Genomic DNA, 17,259 nt, shown 5'->3' with positions numbered 1-17,259 from the left:
GATGTCGTACTAAGGGAGCTGAACGGATCTCGGTTCCAGGAACTCCTCCAGCCCATACACGCCGCCTTCCCGCCCGACGCCGGACATGCCGAAGCCGCCGAACGGTGCTGCAGGATTGAACCGGGCGCCGTTGACGTCCACCTGCCCTGCCCGCAGCCCGTTGGCGACCACTTCGCCAGCACCGTCATCGGCAGCCCAGACACTTGCTGCCAGCCCGTAGCGCGTGCTGTTGGCCAAGGTAATCGCCTCGTCGACGCTGTCATAGCACAGCACCGCCAGCACCGGTCCGAAGACCTCCTCATTCGCCAGCCGGCTGTCGGGTGCGACGTTGCCGTAGATGGTCGGCGCGACGAAATAGCCGGTCGCCGGCACCGGCACTTCGACACCGCCGGCGATCCGATCAAAGCCTGCCTGCTCCGCTTCGGCGATATGCGCCTGCACGCGTTGACGCTGGTGCGCCGATAGCAAGGGGCCGATCCGGGTTTCACCATCGGCGGGATCGCCAAGCTTCATCGCTGCTGCCGCCTCCGCCAGCAGTTGCCGGCACTGCGGGTAGTCCTCGCGGGGTACGATCAGCCGGGTAGTCGCGCTGCAAGTCTGCCCCGAGTTGAGGAAACATGAGTTGACCGTCGCCTTGACCGCCCTGGCGAGATCCGCGCCCGGCAGCACGACGGACGCGGACTTCCCGCCCAGTTCCATCGACACACGTTTCATGTCGCCGGCCGCCTGCGCGGCGACCTTGCGGCCGACAGCCGTGGAGCCGGTGAACGACACCATCTGGATGTCGGGGTGCGATACCAGCGCCTCGCCGACCGCCGCGCCGCCCAACACGAGATTCAGGACGCCCGGCGGCAGCTTCGTCTGCTCGCACGCGGCCATCATCCGTTCGGTCACGGCCGGGGCCAGCTCTGACGGCTTCAGCACCACCGTGCAGCCGGCCAGCAGCGCCGGCGCCACCTTGGCCGTGATCTGATGCAGCGGGTAGTTCCACGGCGTAATAGCGGCTACCGCCCCGACCGGTGCCAGCGTCACGCGGGAATTGCCGATCGTCCGGACGAAGGCGAACGTGTCCGCCAGCGCCGCCGTGGCGCGCCACGCCGCGATTGGTGCATCGACCTGGATCCGACGCGACAGCTTCAGCGGCATGCCGACTTCGCGCGAGATCTCATTGGCCAGCTCCGCCGCGCAGTCTTCCAGCACGTCGGCCAGCGCGCGCAGATACGGTGCCCGTCCGGCTGCGCCCAGCGCCTGCCAGCCAGGCTGCGCCCGCGCGGCCGCCGCCACGGCTTCGGCCACATCGCCCGCGGTGCCGAGACTGACATCGGCCAACGGGGCTTCGGTCGCCGAATCGTAGACGCGAATTGACTCGCCGGCTCGAATCGGGCGACGTGCGCCGTCTATATAATGTTGGGCAAATTGCTTCACTGCGACTCCCTTGTGTTGCGTTTGTCGAGGAACGCAGCCATCACGCGCTGCGGTTCGCCGTCGGCATAGCATTCGAGTTGCGCCCGGATTCCGGCGACACAGGCGTCATCGAATCCCGGCTGCGTCATGGCGCGAAAGCGCTGCTTGGACAGGCGCAAGGCGGTCGGCGGCAGCGCCGCGAGCGATCTGGCCTGCGCGAGCGCCTGCGCCATCAGTTCGGTCTCGCCGCATAGTGCCGTCACCAGACCGATATCGAAGGCGCGCTGGCCACTGACCAGATCGCCCGAGAGCGACATCTGCACGTTATGGGTGTGCCCCACGTGCAGCGTCATCAGGTAGGATCCGACGATGCTCGCCAGGCCTGCCTTGACCTCCGGCTGCCCCCAGCGGCTGTCTGCTGTGGCCAGCCGCCAGTCCGCACACAGCGCAAGCTGGAAACCCGCGCCTGCCGCCACACCCCGCACGGCGGCCACGCAGGGCTTCTCCAGGTCGCGTACGGCCTGGTACATCGCCCGTTGCCGATTCAGCCAGGGCACGAGCTGTTGCCAGGTCACCGTGGCCGCCTCATCAAGATCCTGTCCGGCACAAAACGCCCGCTCGCCGGCACCGGCCAGCACGACGGCGCGCACCGAAGGCTCGGCGTTGAGCCGGCCAAGGGCTTCGATCAACTCGCCGCGCAAGGCGTCATTGACCGCATTCATTCTGGTCGGGCGATTCAGCGTGACGATGGCAATGTCGTTATCCCGTTCGACGCGTACAGTTTCCATGTTCAATTCCACTTGAGTTCCACCACGGCATCTACCGCCATGACCCCTTCGCCGGCAGCCATCACCATCAGCGGGTTGATATCCACCGATGCCAGCGCAGTACGGTGACACAATGCCCAGTCGCCGAGCGCCACTGCGGACGCGGCCAGCGCGTCGAGATCAAGCGCCGGGATGTCGCGATAGCCATCGAACAGCGGCGCCAGGCGCAGTCTTGCGCAGGCCGCCTTGACGTCTTCGGCCGTGAACGGCGCCAGCAGGGTCACGACGTCCTTGCGTAGTTCGAGCAGTGTGCCGCCCTCCCCGATCATCACCAGCGGCCCGAACACATGATCGACCGAGACCCCCAGCGCAAACTCATGACGGCCCTTGACCATCGTCGCCACAATTACCCGTGGCGATTCCACGCCCAGCCGCTGCAGCGTGTCGAGGCAGTCCTGCGCCGCCCGGGCCACGCCGGAGGCATCGGTCAGTCGAAGCTGCACGAGGCCGTGCTCGCTCTTGTGCGGGACGTCCGCCGCACAGCCCTTGACCACCACCGGCACCCCGCCGAGCGCGTCAAACGCCGCTACCGCCGCATCCACGCTGTCACAGAGTCGGTGCGCCACGATCGGTACGCCGGCTTCGGCGAGCAAGGCCAGGCTACGGGCTTCGTCCTGCAAGCCGCTGCCGTTGAGGCGCTGCGCGTCAGGCCAGGTCGACGCCGTCTCCGTCACCGTTGCCGCCGCGGCCAGCCGATGATGCGCGACATACTGCGCAAGCGCTGCAACGGCATCGGCTTCGGTGACAAAGGCCGGCACGCCGTGTCGCACGAAGACCTCGCGGACCGATTGTTGCGTCGCGCTGGCCACCAACGGCTTGGCTTGGCCCGCGCTGAAGGCGGCGGCGTCGCGCGCCAGTGCCTCGACGTCGTAGCCGGGACCCGCCACCGGAATGCCAACCATCACCATGTCGGCCTGCGGATCGGCGCCCAGCGCCTGGAGCACGCGCGGGAACATGTCGGCCTTGCCCAGCAGCGCCGCTGTCATGTCGAGCGGATTGCTGGCCGTGCCGAACTCGGGCAGGATCGCGCCCAGCTCGCGCAGCGTTGCCGGCTGGAGTTCGGTCAGCGGCAGATCGTGCCGTTCGGCCAGGTCGGCCGCCATCACACCCACCGCACCGCTATGGCTCATCACGACCGTGCGGCCCTGCCCCGGGGCGCGCTGCTGCAAATACAGCGGCACCGCGCGGACCAGTTCGCCAATGTCACGCGCACGCCAGATGCCGTGACGTGCCAGGAAGGCATCGATCGCGGCATCGTTGCCGACCAGTGCACCGGTATGCGAGGCCGCCGCCTTGGCACCGCGCTGGCTGTTGCCGGCCTTGATCGCCACGATGCTGGCGCCACGCGCTCGGGCCACTTCCGCCGCGCGGGCAAGCTGGGCAGGGTCGGACACCGATTCGAGGTAGACCAGGATCAACCGCACATCGGGGTCCGCCGCCACGGCGGCGGTCATCGCGCAGGCGTCGAGATCGGCGTCGTTGCCCGTCGCCACCAGGTAGCGCACGCCGTAGCCAGCCTGGCGCAGCAATGCATAAGGCATGACGCTCGCCGCGCCACTCTGGCTGATGATCGCGATCGGGCCGTCCTGGGGCGCCACCTCCATGAACATCGTCGAGAAATTGAGCACCGCGCCGCTGGCGAAGTTGGCCGTGCCTTGCGCGTTCGGGCCCACCAGCCGCATGCCGCTGGCATTGGCCACCGCCACCAGTTCCTGCTGCCGCTGGCGTCCCGCCTCGCCCGTTTCGGCAAAACCCGACGCCATGATGACGGCAGCCTTGACGCCCGCGGCGCCGCACTTGCGCACCTGCCCAAGCGTGGCTTCGCCGGACACGGCAATCACGACGGCGTCCGGCGCCTTGCCGATCGCATCAAGTTCGGGGTACGCACGATAGCCCTGGATGACCTCGCGCGCCGGGTTGACCGGAAACACCTCGCCCGCAAAGCCGAAGGTGCGCATGTAGTGAATCGGTCGTCCGCCCACCTTGTTGGGGTTGTCCGAGGCGCCGATGACGGCCACCGATGCCGGCGAGAACAGGGCGTGGAAGGTTGCAGTGGTCTCAGTCAAGGGTCGCTCCCGATGCCTTGACCACCGGCGACCACTTGCCCGCGTCATGCTGGATCAGTTTCGAGAACTCGGCCGGCGTTCCCGGCAGCGGCCGGGCGCCCAGCGCGGCGAGCTGTTTCTGCACGTCTGCCTGCGCCAGCACGGCCTGTAGTTCGCTGTTCAGGCGGCGGATCACGTCCGGCGTGGTGCCCTTCGGTGCCGACAGGCCGAACCAGATCGTCACGTCGAAGCCCGGCAGGCCAGCCTCGGCAATCGTCGGCACCTTGGGCAGCGCTTCCGAACGGGTCACGCCGGTCACGCCTAGCGCCTTGACCTTGCCCGCGTTGATGTACTGCCCCTGGCTCGATACGGTGTCGAACATCATCGAGATGCGTCCGCCAAGCAAGTCAGTGAACGCCGCGGCCGAGCCCTTGTACGGCACATGGACGATATCAATGCCGGCCATCGACTTGAACAGTTCGCCGGACAGATGGTTGGAGCTGCCGTTGCCGGCCGAGCCGAACGTCAGCGTGCCCGGCTTCTGCTTTGCCAGTGCGATCAGTTCCTTGATGTTGCCGACCGGCAGGTTGTTCGGCACCACCAGCACGTTGACCGTGGACGCCACCGAGCCCACGGCATCGAACGATTTGAGGGGGTCCACCTTCAGCGATCGGTAGAGCCACGGGTTGATGGCCATGGTACCGGTGGTGGAAAAGAAGAGCGTATAGCCGTCGGGGGCTGCCTGCGCGGCGGCCTCGGTGGCGATGGTGCCGCCGGCGCCGCCGCGGTTGTCGACCAACACAGGCTGTCCAAGCTGCTGCGACAGGTGCTGGCCGATCAGTCGCGCCATCGCGTCAGTGGGTCCGCCGGCGGGAAACGGCACGACCAGGCGGATCGGTTTGGCGGGATAGCCGGTCGAGGCGGCAGCGGGGACACTAAAGGCGGCCGGGGTGGCAGCGACCAGCAAGGCGCATAACGGACGCCGGAATGCGCGAAGCACAGCGGAAAAGCACGGCATGTTGTCTCCAGATGTTGCGTAAGCCCTCTCTGCAGGGAGGGATGTCCTCAGTGTATGGACTCCTTAGCCAACTCAAAAGAGTATAATCATATATATCTGATATCCACTTTTTGGATGGAGAACCAAGGTGAACCTGAAACAGCTCGAAACCGTGGCGCTGGTGGCTGAAGTGGGATCGCTGTCACGTGCGGCACGCTCCCTGGGGATTGCCCAGTCACTGGTGAGCCGTGCGATTGCGCAGATCGAGGCGGAATGGGGCGACCGGCTGTTCGAACGAACCGGCCGGGGCGTGGTGCTGTCGGAATTCGGCCAGCGGATCTTCCCGCATGTCCAGTTGCTGCTGGCCCAGTCGGCACGGCTGCGCGATGAGGTCAAGGACGCGGCGGGCGTCCCGTTCGGACAGGTGAGGATCGGCGTGCTGCCGTCAATGGCGCCGCGCCTGATACCGGCGCTGTTCGAGAATCTGCGCGCCTCGGCGCCCGGTGTCCGGCTGCGCGTGGCCGAAGGCTTCAGCGGACAACTCGACGAGGAACTGGAATCGGGCCATCTGGACCTGGCGGTCATCAACCGCTATGGTCCCGGGCCCCGCCAGGGAGAAGACGTGCTTGCTGAGGTCGCCACTTACCTGATCTGCGCGCCCGGGCATCCGCTCGCCGGGGTACCGACGGTGCCGTTCCGCAAGCTCGATGGTCTTCCGCTTGTCCTGCCACCGGCCCCCAACGGGCTGCGATCGATTCTCGACCAGCACGCGCGTCAGCTCGGCATCTCGCTGGATGTGGCGCTGGAAGTCGAATCGCTGAATACGATGAAGGAGGTTGCGCTTTCGGGTGGCGCTTTGACAATACTTCCAATCCTCGCAGTGGATCACGAAGTTGCCACCGGGCACTTGTCCGCCGTCGAGATTGTCGAGCCGCGCTTGCCACGGACCATTGCAATGGGCGTCACGCGACATCATCCGTTGTCCCGGGCGGCACGACTCGTTCTTTCTCGACTTCATGAGTTGGTGCCTGAAGTCGCAAGGAGCACGAGTGCCTAGTTGGAACACGGACACTGCGCTCAAAACGCCAATACTTACGGCGATCGTCTGAAAGGATGATGAATGCATCAATTCGCCGGCGTTGCCGCGAGAGCATCTGCTAGGCTCGACCTTCGGCTCGGGCCGCACCGCTCGGCGAAAGCATGTCGATCAGGGCTTGCATATAGCCCCGTACGAACTGGTCATCACGTAGGCTGATGACCGCCATCGATTGTGGGAATATGCCGTCGGTCTCGATCGTCGCCAAGTCAGTGTCCCTGTCTGGCTCCAGCGCCATTTGCTGGAGTACGGCAACCCCCAGCCCGGCAGCAACATAGGCCTTGATGACATTGGCATCGGTGGCCCTGACCACTACACGTGGGGAGAGCCCATGGCGCTCGAACTCGCGCAGCACCTTCCAGCCTGAATTGAAGCGCTCGTCATAAGCCACCAGCGGGTATTGCGCGATGTCCTCGAGCGTGACCTTCTTCAGTCGCAACAGGGGATGACCGCGGGGAACGATCAGGCAGCGGCGGATCGGATAGGCATCAAGCGTGACAATGCCCTCGGGCGTGCTTTCCGGCAGTGTGGAGATGCCAAGGTCTACGGCGCCTTCGCTGACCCATCGCAGGATTTCCGTGGGTGTGCCCTGCGCCAGTTCCAGATCGACCTCCGGAAAGGCACATCGGAACCTCTTGATAACGTCGAGCAGCGCATACCGGGCATGGATGTGCGTAGTGCCGATACGCAGCGTTCCACGGTTCATCGTCTGGGTCGTACGCGCGAGGTTTGACAACGCGCGCGTGCCGTTCAAGACGCGCCTGGCAAGCGCTGCCGCTTCCTGCCCTGCATCGGTGAGGCCCACCAGCCGGTTTCCGCGACGCACGAACAACTCTATACAGATCTCGTTCTCGAGCGCACGGATCAGCTTACTGACCGCAGGCTGTGTGGTGTGCAGTGCTTCCGCAGCGCCCGAAACGCTCAGCTTGCTGTCGATCACGGCCTGGATGCAGCGAAGTTGTTGCAGCGTCATATCATGCCATTTTGGTAATGAATGTCTCCGAACATGTCATTTTACAGAATGGTTTGATCGACCCAGAATGACTGCTATCCCCTTTCCACGATAGAAGGCATCAGCAATGACAAGCAGTGTTTTCGACCAGGCCCTTCAGCAGCATATGTGGAGCACGGACGAGATGCGCGCTGTGTTCTCGGAAGAGAACCGGGTGCAGAAGTGGTTGGATTTCGAGGCGGCGCTGGCGCTGGAACAGGGAGAGCTGGAGATCATCCCAAGGGCCGCGGCACGGGAAATTGCCGCGGGGGCGCGGGTCGCACACTTCGACTTGGACCAGCTTGCCATGGAGGTTCGCCGCGTCAAACACCCGCTGGTGCCGGCGGTGCGCGCCCTGCAGCGCCAGTGCGGCAGCGAAGCGGGGGAGTTCGTGCATTTCGGCCCGACGTCTCAGGACGTATACGACACAGGCATGATGTTGCAGGTCCGGGAAGCGCACCACCTCCTGACGCGAGACCTGGCTGCGGTGGCGCGGGTGCTGTACCGGCTTGCCGACACGCACAAGCATACCCCGATGACCGGCCGCACACATTCGGTACAGGCCTTGCCCATCACCTTTGGCCATAAATGCGCGATATGGTTGGCGGAACTTGGCCGCCACAATGAACGACTGGTCGCGCTGGAGGCGCGCACCTTTGTCGGCCAGATGGTTGGGGCGGTTGGCACTAAGGCGTCTTTCGGCCTGCACGCCATCGAGCTGGAAAAGCGGGTCATGGCGCGCCTGGGATTGAATGTGGCAGAGATAAGCTGGCAGCCTGCGCGGGACCGGCTTGGCGAGTATGTCGGGGTGCTGGGACTGCTTGGCGCGACGCTGGGCAAGATCGCCAATGAGATCATGAACCTGGAGGCCGACGAGGTTGGCGAAGTAGCTGAGCCTTTCAACGAAGGTAAGGTGGGCTCATCCACCATGCCCCATAAGCGGAACCCCGCAGTTGTGGAGACGGTTGTCACCCTGAGTCGCGCCATCCGCTACAGCGTGGCGATGATGCACGATGCACAGATGGTCGAGCACGAGCGCGATGTAGCCGCTGTGCGGATGGAGTGGAAAGCGGTTCCCGAGGCCTGCATGATGACGGCGGCCATGCTGGAAATGATGCATCAGGCGCTGTCCGGCCTGACGGTAAACACTGACAGGATGCGGGCCAACCTGGACCTGCTCGGTGGCTTCCTGATGTCGGAGCGGGTGATGTTCGCACTCGCCGAGAAAGTCGGCAAGCAAAGCGCGCATGAACTGGTCTACGCCGCCGCCATGCAAGGGATGGAGGCTGGCATCACCTTCGAGCAGGCCCTGTTGCGCGACGCCGCGGTCCGCGACGCCCTGGATCCCTCATCACTCAGGCAGCTCCTGGACCCGTCCACTTATGTTGGGCTGGCGCCAGCAATCGTCGAAGCGGTCCTCGAAAGAATCCGGGCAAGCGGCTGGCTCAACTGACCGCATCAAAATCATACATAAACGGAGACCATGCAATGTTCCAAGCCGCCAAACAACTGGGAAGACTTGTCGCGATGTCGCTGCTATATGCAGCCGCTGCGGCGGCGCATGGCGCGCAAGCCGACTCCTATCCAAACAAGCCCGTTCGCGTGATTGTGCCGTATGCCGTTGGCGGCGGCGGGGATATCGTCGGACGGCCGCTGGCTCAGTATCTTTCACAGCGTACCGGACAGCGTTTCATCATGGATAACCACGGCGGCGCCAACGGCAATATCGGTATGGACATGGTGGCGAAGGCGCCCAACGATGGCTATACACTGGTACTCGCGCTGACTGCGCAACTCGCCGTCAACCAGAGCCTGTACAGCAAACTTCCCTATGACCCCGTCAACGATTTCGAGCCAGTATCCTTGCTGGCTTCGGCGCCGTACTTCCTGGTGGTGCATCCGTCGGTGCCGGCGCGTAATCTGGCCGAATTCATCAAGCTGGCCAAGGCCAATCCGGGCAAGTACACGTATGGATCGTCGGGCAACGGCAGCGGTCCGCACCTGTCAATGGAATTGCTGAAATCGAAGGCCGGCATCGACCTTGTGCACGTTCCCTTCAAGGGCGCCGGGCCGGCTATGCCAGCGCTGCTGGCCGGCCAGGTGAGCGCCATGTTTGCCAGCTACGGGCTCGCGGCCCAGCAGATCAAGGCAGGCAAGCTGCGAGTACTGGCCGTATCGACCGCAAATCGAGCGGTGTCGATGCCTGACGTTCCCACCCTCGCCGAAGCCGGCGTGCCCGGCTACGACTCCAATGTGTGGTACGCGCTATTGGCGCCGCGTGGCACTCCGAAGCCGATCGTTGCGCGCCTGAGCAGCGAAATCGCCGCGCTGATCAAAAGTTCGGATCTGCGCCAGCGCTTTCTGACCGACGGCATCGTGCCGGTCGGTTCTACACCGGAAGAACTGGGCGCCTATATCAAGACGGAGAGCGCCAAGTGGGGGGCTGTGGTGAAGCAGTCGGGCGCAACCATCGACTGATTTGCGGACGCGCAGGGCATTTCCGTACCGTCCGGACCACTATTCAGACGCTGCCTCCCGCAAGCCCAGCATCTGCCCTACAAGGGGTTGTCGCGCCAGGTTACAAAGACTCATCGCCAAGGCTCTGGTTGAGCGGGAAAGTGCCTGAATTCCGGCGGCGGTGCCTGCCTGTCGGGTCGACAGACGCCGCACGCCGCGCGCCAGTTCCGCCTCGATCCACGCCACGGTGGCACCGGCCAGGCGCAGGTCGAGCCCGGCTTCCAGGTAGCGGTCGGCCGGGCGGGCCAGCTCCACCCCTTCGAGATAGCCGCGGTAGAAGGCGACATGATGCTGCCCAAGCAACCGCGCCGGCACCACGGCAGCCGGCTGGCGGCGGCGCCGGGTGGTCGAACCAGCGGACGAACCGGAAATCGCGCACTATACCGTCTCGCAGCGACAGCACCTGGGTAGCTTTCTCCAGCGCGGAACCGGTCTCATACTCTTGCGCCGGCACGCCGACTGGCGTATCGCCTACAGCACTGTACCCCCCGGCGCCGACGGCGCCGCAGCCGCCTGCCAGCCCCCGCCCAGGGCTTTGAATGCAGCGATGGCCGCGCGGGCTGACTGCGCTTCGGCCTGCGCCTTCGCATCGGATGTCTTCAGCAGGTTCTCGTCGGCGAGCAGCACCTCGATCAGGCGGACAACGCCCTTCTCATAGGCCGCGAACGACGAATTCCGCGCCTGCCGGAGCGCCAGTTCCCCGCGTTCGAGGGTATTGGTCTGTTCCTCGCGCTTGACCAGCGCCGTGAAGGCATTCTCGACATCCTCCGACGCATGCAGCACGGCCAGCCGATAGCCCGCCAGCGCCTCGGCCTCCTGCCCCTTCGCCTGGTCGATCTGCGCACCGATGCGCCCGAAGTCGAACAGTCGCCAGCGCAGCCCGGCCACGCCGGCAGCCTGGTTGGCACCAGCCGAGAACAGGTTGCCGCTGGCCACGGTTGTCGCGCTGCCCAGCAGCCCGCTGAGCGAGACCTTCGGGTAGTACTCGGCGATGGCGGCGCCGATGCGGGCATTCGACGCCGCCAGCCGGCGTTCCGCCACGATCAGGTCGGGGCGCCGCCGCAGCAGGTCTGCAGGCGTGCCGGTGGCTTCGATCCGTGGCGCGGCCGGGATCGCCTTGATGTCGGCGAGTTCGGCGCGGTAAGTGCCCGGGGGGCTGCCGAGCAGCACGTCCATCGCGTTCAGCGCAGCGTCAAGTCCGGATTCAAGTTCCGGAATCGTGGCCTCCACCTGCGCGAGCGCGCCTTCCGCCTGCTGCACCTCCAGCGCGGCGGCCAGTCCCTTGGTGTAAAGCAGCCTGACGGTCGAGACCAGCTTCCGCTGCGTATCCACCTGCTGCCGCGCGATCGACAGCCGGGCCTGCAAGCCACGGATGGTCACATAGGTGTCGGCGGCCTGTGCCGCCACCTCCACGCGGGTGGCAGCCAGCCCGGCCTCCGACGCCTGGTACTCCGCCTGCGACGCCTCGCGCTCCCGCCGCAGGCCGCCGAAGATGTCGATCTCCCAACTGGCGGTGAGGTCGGCCTCGTACAGGCTGCCATGCCGGTCGAAGTTTGGCGTCGCATTCAGCACCCGGCCCAGCGGCGTCTCCACGGACTGGTATTGCTTCGCGGCCTGGGCGCTGACGCCGCCCGAGGGCAGTAGCGCGGCCGTGGCGAAGCGCAGTCCGGCTCCGGCCTGCGTGACCCGTGCGGAGGCCGCCGCCAGGTCGAGGTTCTGGTCGAGTGCCAGCCGCACGAAGCGCGTCAGTTGGGGGTCGCCAAACCCTTCCCACCAGACTTCGAGATCCGCCCGGGTGGCGGCCCGGCGCTGCTCCACGTCGCGTTGCCCAAGGAAACGGTCGGCGGTAGGCACCTCGGGCCTGCGGTAGTCGGGGCCGACGGCACAGCCAGCGAGCGCCGCCAGAGTAGTCACGGCGGTAACGAGGCCGGACAGGCGAGTGAGCGATCGGGAACGGGAAGGGAGGCGTCGGGACTGCATGGGCTGCCGGAATAACATAGTCGAACTCTTTGCGTGACTTGTGACCATAATACAAACTGGTCACCCTTTGTCAATGACGATTCAACGTGTAAGCTCACGACATGACCGATACCCAACCCATCACCCCCCAGATGCGCGGTCCCGTGGACCACGGCGTGCGCAACCAGATCGTGGAGGCGGCCACCGAGCACTTCAGCCTCTATGGATACGAAAAGACCACGGTGTCCGACCTGGCCAAGGCCATCGGATTCTCAAAGGCCTACGTCTACAAGTTCTTCGACTCCAAGCAGGCAATCGGCGAGGCGATCTGCAGCAACTGCCTCAACCAGATGAGGCAGGCTGTGGACGAGGCGGTGGCCGGCGCTGACTCGGCCTCCGAGCGGCTGCGACGCCTCTTCGGCACGCTGGCGGAGGCTGGCAGCCGGCTCTTCTTCCAGGACCGCAAGCTGTACGCCATTGCCGTGGTGGCCTGCGAGGAACAGTGGGCTTCGGCCCGCGACTACGATGCCCATATGCAGAAACTGATCCTGCAGATCGTGCGCGAGGGGCGCGAGTCGGGTGAGTTCGAGCGCAAGACGCCGCTCGACGAAACGGCTCATGCCATCTATCTCGTGATGAAGCCTTACCTCGACCCACTACAGCTCCAGCACAACCTGGACTTCGTCGAAGTGGCGCCGGCGCAGCTCAGCAACCTGATCTTGCGAAGTCTGGCACCCTGATCGCTCCAAGTGCGCGCAGATCCCGGGGCGCGAAAACCGATAGTGACCATTGACTAAATTGGTCACTGTTACTACAGTGAAGGCCATCTGTATGGAGGGCCCTCATGCTTCAGCGCCGATTTTCCGCATCCACCGTCACCCACGCCGCAACCAGCGCTCCTGCGTTCGCGGCCATGTGCCTGCTGCCGCTCGCACTTGCGGCATGCGGCGGCAAGCCCCAGCCCGATCCCCGCGTGCAAGCGCCGCTGGTGAGGGTGGAAAACGTGCAGGACGCGTCAGCCGCCCGGCGCGCCTTCACCGGGATCGTCGCCGCACGGGTGCAGAGCGACCTGGGCTTCCGCGTGTCGGGCAAGGTGCTGGAGCGCCTGGTCGACACTGGCCAGTCCGTGAAGCGCGGCCAGCCGCTGATGCGGCTCGATCCCGTCGACCTGAAGCTGGCGGCGCGCGCGCGGCAGGAAGCCGTGGCCGCCGCCAAGGCGCGCGCCACGCAACTGGCGGCTGACGAGGAGCGCTACCGCGACCTCGTGGCGGCCGGGGCGGTATCGGCATCTGCCTATGACCAGATCAAGGCCTCCGCCGATTCGGCGCGGGCGCAGCTCAGGGCGGAAGAGGCACAGGCCGATGTCGCGCGCAACGCGTCCGACTACGCTGTGCTGCTGGCCGATGCCGACGGTGTCGTGGTCGAGACCCTCGCCGAACCCGGGCAGGTCGTGAATGCCGGCCAGGTGGTGGCGCGGCTGGCCCGCGCCGGACAGCGCGAGGCCATCATCCATCTGCCCGAAACCCTGCGGCCGCCGGTAGGCTCCACGGCCCGCGCGACGCTCTACGGCAAGGACGGCATGGCAGTCACCGCGACCCTGCGCCAGCTTTCCGACGCCGCCGACCGCCAGACCCGCACCTATGAGGCGCGCTACGTCCTTGGCGGTGCATTGACCGATGCGCCGCTCGGCGCCACCGTCACGCTGCAGGTGGCCGATCCGCAGGAAGCGGCGCAATCCGGCCTGCAGGTTCCCATCGGCGCGCTCCACGATCCGGGCAAGGGCCCCGGCGTCTGGGTGCTCACCGGCACCCCGGCGCACGTGACGTGGCGGCCGGTCACCGTGCGCGCCATCAGCGACGATGCCGCGCGGGTCGAGGGCCAGATCCAGCCCGGCGACCGCGTGGTGGCGCTGGGGGCTCACCTGCTGAACGAAGGGCAGCAGGTCAGGTTGGCGTCGGAGGTGAAGGTGGCCGAAGCCGCCACCGACGGTAAAGGCCGCAATGGTGTGCGGGGGCAGCAATGAGTGGCTTCAATCTCTCGGCACTCGCCGTGCGCGAGCGTGCTGTCACCCTCTTCCTGATCCTCCTCATCTCGGTCGCCGGCTTCTTCGCCTTCTTCCAGCTCGGCCGCGCGGAGGACCCGCCATTCACCGTCAAGTCGATGATCTTCATCACGGCATGGCCCGGCGCGACGGCGCAGGAAATGCAGGACCAGGTCGCGGAAAAGCTGGAAAAGCGCATGCAGGAACTGCGCTACTACGACCGCACGGAAACCTACACAAGGCCCGGACTGGCGTTCACCACCGTCACGCTGCTCGACAGCACGCCGCCAAAGGAAGTCCCCGAGGAGTTCTACCAGGCCCGCAAGAAGCTTGGCGACGAGGCGCGTTCCCTGCCGGCCGGCGTCATCGGCCCGCTCATCAACGACGAATACTCCGACGTGACCTTCGGCCTCTTCGCGCTGAAGGCCAGGGGCGAGCCGCAGCGGCTGCTGGTACGCGAGGCGGAGACCATCCGCCAGCGCCTGCTGCATGTGGCCGGCGTGAAGAAGGTCAACATCATCGGCGAGCAGGCGGAGCGCATCTACCTGTCGTTCTCGCACGACCGGCTGGCCACGCTCGGCGTGACGCCGCAGGACATCTTCGCCGCGCTCAACAGCCAGAACGTGCTCACTCCCGCGGGTTCCATCGACACTGACGGGCCGCAGGTCTTCGTGCGGCTCGACGGCGCGTTCGACAAGCTGCAACGCATCCGCGACACCCCCGTGGTGGCACACGGCCGCACGCTGAAGCTGTCTGACATCGCCACCGTCGAACGCGGCTACCAGGACCCGGCCACCTTCGTCGTGCGCAACAAGGGCGAGCCGGCGCTGCTGCTCGGCATCGTGATGCGCGACGGCTGGAACGGCCTCGACCTCGGCAAGTCGCTCGACGCGGAAGTGGCGAAGGTCAACGCCGAGCTGCCGCTGGGCATGGAACTGAGCAAGGTCACCGACCAGGCCGTCAACATCAAGTCGGCCGTCGACGAGTTCATGGTCAAGTTCTTCGCCGCGCTGATCGTGGTGCTGGTGGTGAGCTTCGTCAGCATGGGCTGGCGGGTGGGTATCGTGGTCGCGGCGGCCGTGCCGCTGACGCTGGCCGCCGTCTTCGTGGTCATGGCCGCGACCGGAAAGAACTTCGACCGCATCACGCTGGGCTCCCTGATATTGGCCCTCGGACTGCTGGTGGACGACGCCATCATCGCCATCGAAATGATGGTGGTGAAGATGGAGGAAGGGTATGGACGGATCGCGGCGTCGGCCTATGCCTGGAGCCATACGGCCGCGCCGATGCTGTCCGGCACGCTCGTCACCGCCGTGGGCTTCATGCCGAACGGCTTCGCGAAGTCTTCCGCAGGCGAGTACACCGGCAACCAGTTCTGGATCGTGGGGATCGCGCTGATCGCGTCGTGGATCGTCGCGGTCGTTTTCACGCCCTATCTCGGCGTGAAGCTGTTGCCCGAGATGACGAAGGTGGAAGGCGGCCATGGCGCCATCTACGCCACGCCGAACTACCAGCGCTTTCGTGGGCTGCTGGGGAGGGTCATCGGGCGGAAGTGGGTCGTCGCGGCAATCGTCGTCGGACTGTTCGCCGCGAGCGTGGTCGGCATGGGCGCCGTGCGCAAGCAGTTCTTCCCGACCTCTGATCGTCCCGAGGTGCTGGTGGAGGTGCAGATGCCCTACGGCACGTCCATCGAACAGACCAGCGCCGCGGCGGAGAAGGTGGAAGCGTGGCTCGACAAACAGCCAGAAGCGAAGATTGTGACGTCCTATATCGGCCAGGGGGCTCCGCGCTTCTACCTGGCGATGTCGCCGGAACTACCGGACCCGTCCTTCGCCAAGATCGTGGTGCGCACCGACAACCAGGAAGAACGCGACGTGCTCAAGGGCCGGCTCCGCCAAGCCATCGCCGAAGGCCTTTCTCCAGGCGCGCGGGTGCGCGTGACGCAACTGGTGTTCGGGCCCTACTCGCCCTTCCCGGTCGCGTTCCGCGTCATGGGTCCGGACCCCGACAAGCTGCGCGCCATCGCCAGGCAGGTAGAGGGCGTGATGGACGCCAGCCCGCTGATGCGCACCGTCAACACCGACTGGGGCCCGCGGGTGCCGGGGCTGCACTTTACGCTCCAGCAGGACCGGCTGCAGGCGGTCGGCCTGACCTCCCACGACGTGGCGCAGCAGCTTGAATTCCTGCTGACCGGCGTGCCGGTGACCGAGGTGCGCGAGGACATCCGCTCGGTGCAGGTGGTGGCGCGCGCCGCGGGCGACATCCGCCTCGACCCGGAGCGCATCGCCGGCTTTACGCTGATCGGCGCCAACGGCGAGCGCGTTCCCCTCTCGCAGGTCGGCACGGTGGACGTGCGCATGGAAGATCCCATCCTGCGCCGACGCGACCGCACGCCGACCATCACCGTGCGGGGCGACATTGCTGACAACCAGCAGCCGCCCGACGTATCGAAGGCCATCCTGGCGCAGCTGCAGCCGGTCATCCAGACGCTGCCTTCGGGCTACCGCATCGAGATGGCCGGTTCCATCGAGGAATCGGGCAAGGCGAACAAGGCGCTGGCGCCGCTGTTCCCCATCATGCTGGCGATCACGCTGCTGATCATCATGTTCCAGGTGCGGTCGATGGCGGGCATGGTCATGGTCATCCTGACGAGTCCGCTCGGCCTGATCGGCGTGGTCCCGACGCTACTGCTCTTCCACCAGCCGTTCGGCATCAATGCGCTCGTGGGGCTGGTGGCGCTGTCCGGCATCCTGATGCGGAATACGCTGATCCTGATCGGGCAAATCCAGGGCAACCTGAAGGAGGGACTGTCGCCGTACGACGCGGTGGTGGAGGCTACCGTGCAACGGGCCCGGCCGGTGCTACTGACGGCCGTGGCGGCCATCCTCGCCTTCATCCCGCTCACGCACTCGGTGTTCTGGGGTACGCTGGCCTATACGCTGATCGGGGGGACGCTCGCCGGCACGCTGTTGACGCTGGTGTTCCTGCCGGCGATGTATGCGATCTGGTTCCGAATTCGGCCGCCGGCGCAGGTGGCGGTGCAGGAGGCCCCCGTGGGCGAGGTGGCGGAGATGGCGTAAGCGGGGCGGTCGCGAGACTCAGATAAGAGCGATCGAAGAAAATGGGCACCGACCCATGCCCGGCAGCCCTGCCGAGGCCTAGGTCCGCACACAAAGCGGAGCCCCGAATTGCGGACCTACAAGCAGCGCCGATCGCCCTGGATGGCTTAGGGTTGAATCCTCACTCATCGCCGATTCGAATCCCGCATGATCAGTCCGCCATCTCTTGGTCATGTTCCCCTATTCGGGGGATTTCATTCAGCCAGGAATTGCTGATACTCCGGTGAAGGTACTCAGCGCAGGTTAGCTATAGCCTATAGGCA

13 protein-coding genes are annotated in these 17,259 nt (G+C 65.8%); 6 read left to right on the top strand and 7 right to left on the bottom strand.

Translation table 11 applies throughout. The annotated features are described in order from the left end of the window. Positions 1–9: 9 nt before the first annotated feature. Genes AC3FNH_RS26585 through AC3FNH_RS26570 form a run of 4 tightly spaced genes read right to left on the bottom strand, consistent with a single transcriptional unit; the run spans position 10 to position 5,294 of the window. Complete coding sequence (locus AC3FNH_RS26585; RefSeq protein ID WP_488722197.1) at positions 10–1,425, bottom strand: aldehyde dehydrogenase family protein; 1,416 nt, start codon at positions 1,423–1,425, stop codon at positions 10–12. Further along, on the bottom strand, positions 1,422–2,192 hold the full coding sequence (locus AC3FNH_RS26580) for an enoyl-CoA hydratase/isomerase family protein (RefSeq protein WP_488722196.1): 771 nt from the start codon (positions 2,190–2,192) through the stop codon (positions 1,422–1,424). Before AC3FNH_RS26580 ends, AC3FNH_RS26585 begins: the two co-directional genes overlap by 4 nt. Positions 2,193–2,194: 2 nt before the next feature. Beyond that, entirely contained in the window at positions 2,195–4,297 is a 2,103-nt protein-coding gene (locus tag AC3FNH_RS26575; RefSeq protein WP_488722195.1) for an acetate--CoA ligase family protein, read from the bottom strand. After that, entirely contained in the window at positions 4,290–5,294 is a 1,005-nt protein-coding gene (locus AC3FNH_RS26570) for a Bug family tripartite tricarboxylate transporter substrate binding protein (protein WP_276102882.1), read from the bottom strand. The genes AC3FNH_RS26575 and AC3FNH_RS26570 overlap by 8 nt, the downstream gene beginning before the upstream one ends. Before the next feature lie 127 nt (positions 5,295–5,421). Between AC3FNH_RS26570 and AC3FNH_RS26565 the strand changes: the two genes are divergently transcribed. After that, on the top strand, positions 5,422–6,330 hold the full coding sequence (locus AC3FNH_RS26565; RefSeq protein ID WP_488722194.1) for a LysR family transcriptional regulator: 909 nt from the start codon (positions 5,422–5,424) through the stop codon (positions 6,328–6,330). A gap of 100 nt (positions 6,331–6,430) precedes the next feature. On the opposite strand, the gene AC3FNH_RS26560 is transcribed toward AC3FNH_RS26565, so the two are convergent. Continuing rightward, entirely contained in the window at positions 6,431–7,342 is a 912-nt protein-coding gene (locus AC3FNH_RS26560; RefSeq protein ID WP_488722193.1) for a LysR substrate-binding domain-containing protein, read from the bottom strand. Between the two features lie 106 nt (positions 7,343–7,448). On the opposite strand from AC3FNH_RS26560, the gene purB reads away from it, so the two are divergent. After that, positions 7,449–8,813 (top strand): adenylosuccinate lyase, encoded by a 1,365-nt coding sequence (gene purB / locus AC3FNH_RS26555; protein WP_488722192.1) that lies wholly within the window; start codon positions 7,449–7,451, stop codon positions 8,811–8,813. 35 nt (positions 8,814–8,848) lie between these two features. Continuing rightward, the gene (locus tag AC3FNH_RS26550; protein ID WP_488722191.1) at positions 8,849–9,838 is read left to right on the top strand and encodes a Bug family tripartite tricarboxylate transporter substrate binding protein; all 990 of its coding nucleotides are present in this window, start codon (positions 8,849–8,851) and stop codon (positions 9,836–9,838) included. Between the two features lie 39 nt (positions 9,839–9,877). Here AC3FNH_RS26550 and AC3FNH_RS26545 read toward each other — a convergent pair whose 3' ends face one another. Both AC3FNH_RS26545 and AC3FNH_RS26540 read right to left on the bottom strand, forming a co-directional pair. Then, entirely contained in the window at positions 9,878–10,195 is a 318-nt protein-coding gene (locus AC3FNH_RS26545; protein ID WP_488722190.1) for a hypothetical protein, read from the bottom strand. A gap of 153 nt (positions 10,196–10,348) precedes the next feature. Beyond that, positions 10,349–11,905: an efflux transporter outer membrane subunit gene (locus AC3FNH_RS26540; protein ID WP_488722189.1), complete on the bottom strand. Its 1,557-nt coding sequence runs from the start codon at positions 11,903–11,905 to the stop codon at positions 10,349–10,351. A gap of 53 nt (positions 11,906–11,958) precedes the next feature. Between AC3FNH_RS26540 and AC3FNH_RS26535 the strand changes: the two genes are divergently transcribed. The 3 genes from AC3FNH_RS26535 to AC3FNH_RS26525 all read left to right on the top strand — a co-directional run bounded on the left by AC3FNH_RS26535 (position 11,959) and on the right by AC3FNH_RS26525 (position 16,957). After that, positions 11,959–12,576 carry a TetR/AcrR family transcriptional regulator gene (locus AC3FNH_RS26535; protein ID WP_488722188.1) on the top strand — a complete coding sequence of 206 codons (618 nt, stop codon included), beginning with the start codon at positions 11,959–11,961 and terminating at the stop codon, positions 12,574–12,576. 104 nt (positions 12,577–12,680) lie between these two features. Then, entirely contained in the window at positions 12,681–13,859 is a 1,179-nt protein-coding gene (locus AC3FNH_RS26530) for an efflux RND transporter periplasmic adaptor subunit (RefSeq protein WP_488722187.1), read from the top strand. Beyond that, entirely contained in the window at positions 13,856–16,957 is a 3,102-nt protein-coding gene (locus tag AC3FNH_RS26525; RefSeq protein WP_276102871.1) for an efflux RND transporter permease subunit, read from the top strand. Before AC3FNH_RS26530 ends, AC3FNH_RS26525 begins: the two co-directional genes overlap by 4 nt. Positions 16,958–17,259 lie beyond the last annotated feature (302 nt).

The sequence above is a fragment of the Cupriavidus sp. 22TCCZM01-5 genome (assembly GCF_057798915.1).
This window is presented reverse-complemented; position numbering and strand designations above follow the sequence as displayed.

Coding starts and splice junctions, on each gene's coding strand:
- purB (WP_488722192.1), top strand. CDS start 7,449: ATGACAAGCAGTGTTTTCGACCAGGCCCTTCAGCAGCATATGTGGAGC.
- AC3FNH_RS26560 (WP_488722193.1), bottom strand. CDS start 7,342: ATGACGCTGCAACAACTTCGCTGCATCCAGGCCGTGATCGACAGCAAG.
- AC3FNH_RS26570 (WP_276102882.1), bottom strand. CDS start 5,294: ATGCCGTGCTTTTCCGCTGTGCTTCGCGCATTCCGGCGTCCGTTATGC.
- AC3FNH_RS26540 (WP_488722189.1), bottom strand. CDS start 11,905: ATGGTCACAAGTCACGCAAAGAGTTCGACTATGTTATTCCGGCAGCCC.
- AC3FNH_RS26535 (WP_488722188.1), top strand. CDS start 11,959: ATGACCGATACCCAACCCATCACCCCCCAGATGCGCGGTCCCGTGGAC.
- AC3FNH_RS26550 (WP_488722191.1), top strand. CDS start 8,849: ATGTTCCAAGCCGCCAAACAACTGGGAAGACTTGTCGCGATGTCGCTG.
- AC3FNH_RS26525 (WP_276102871.1), top strand. CDS start 13,856: ATGAGTGGCTTCAATCTCTCGGCACTCGCCGTGCGCGAGCGTGCTGTC.
- AC3FNH_RS26530 (WP_488722187.1), top strand. CDS start 12,681: ATGCTTCAGCGCCGATTTTCCGCATCCACCGTCACCCACGCCGCAACC.
- AC3FNH_RS26580 (WP_488722196.1), bottom strand. CDS start 2,192: ATGGAAACTGTACGCGTCGAACGGGATAACGACATTGCCATCGTCACG.